The organism is Amycolatopsis sp. SID8362 (assembly GCF_010550475.1).
GTDB lineage: Bacteria > Actinomycetota > Actinomycetes > Mycobacteriales > Pseudonocardiaceae > Amycolatopsis > Amycolatopsis eburnea.
The window spans coordinates 1-1171 of sequence record NZ_JAAGNB010000717.1; the positions used below are offsets into that span (position 1 = coordinate 1).

The 1171-nt window shown below is 74.4% G+C and carries 1 pseudogene; it reads right to left on the bottom strand.

Going from position 1 to position 1171, the window contains the following annotated elements:
* Positions 1-1171: pseudogene (locus G3I65_RS21995) on the bottom strand (transcription-repair coupling factor); the annotation flags it as partial.

Genomic DNA, 1171 nt, shown 5'->3' on the forward strand with positions numbered 1-1171 from the left:
TGCTCGACGGCGCGCGACGCGGTGCCCTGGCCGGCGACGACGAGCACCGCGGTGCCGCCCGACGCGGTGTGCGCGCGCAGGTCCGTCATCGCGCGGTCGAGCTCGCCCCGGTACGACGGCGCGGCCTCGACCGAGACGCGCAGGACGTCGGGGTCCTCGGTGGTCAGCTGGGTGAGCGTCCACCAGGCGCGCTTGGTGTCCTGCGCGTGGGACGCGATTTCGTCGAGCCCGCGGTAGGCGGACGCGCCGAGGTCGATCGGGGCCTGCCCGCCCGCCGCGGCCGTCGTCCAGGACGCCTCGAGGAACTCCTGGCCGGTGCGGACGAGGTCGGCGGCGCGGGCGCGGATCTTCTCCGGGTCGGTGAGCAGCACGTGCGCGCCGATCGGCATCGCGTCGGTGAGCAGCTCCAGCTCGCCTTCGCAGAGCACCGGGATGAGCGCCTCCATGCCCTCGACCGGGATGCCGTCGGCCAGCTTGGTGAGCATCTCGGCCAGGTGCGCGTCCGCTTCGTACGTCTTCGCCAGCTCCGCGGCCTTCTCCTTGACCGGCCCCGTGAGCAGCAGCTCACGGCACGGCGGCGCGGTGACGCGCGGGATCTCGCCCGGCAGCGACCGCTGGTCGGAGACGGCGAACGCGCGGATCTCGCTGACCTCGTCGCCCCAGAACTCGACGCGCACGGGGTGCTGCGCGGTCGGCCCGAAGAGGTCGAGGATGCCGCCGCGGACGGCGAACTCGCCGCGCTTCTCGACCATGTCGACGCGGGTGTAGGCCAGCTCGACGAGCCGTTCGAGCAGTTCCTCGAACGGCTCCTCCTCGCCGACGACGAGGTCGATCGGCTTCAGCGAGCCGAGGCCGGGCGCCATCGGCTGGATCAGGCTGCGGACGGTCGCGACGACGACGCGCAGGGAGTCGTCACCGGTCTTGAGCCGGTGCAGCACCTCCAGGCGGCGGCCGACGGTGTCCGCGCGGGGCGAGAGCCGCTCGTGCGGGAGTGTCTCCCAGCTCGGGAAGTCGGCGACTCTGCCCCGGCCGAGCAGGGCGCCGAGGGACGCCGTCAGCTCGTCGGCCTCGCGGCCGGTGGCGGTGACGGCGAGCACGGGTTTGCCCGCCCCGTCGTCCGCCGCGAGGGCGGCCGCGACGAGCTGCCGGGCGGCGATCGGGCCCTGCAGCT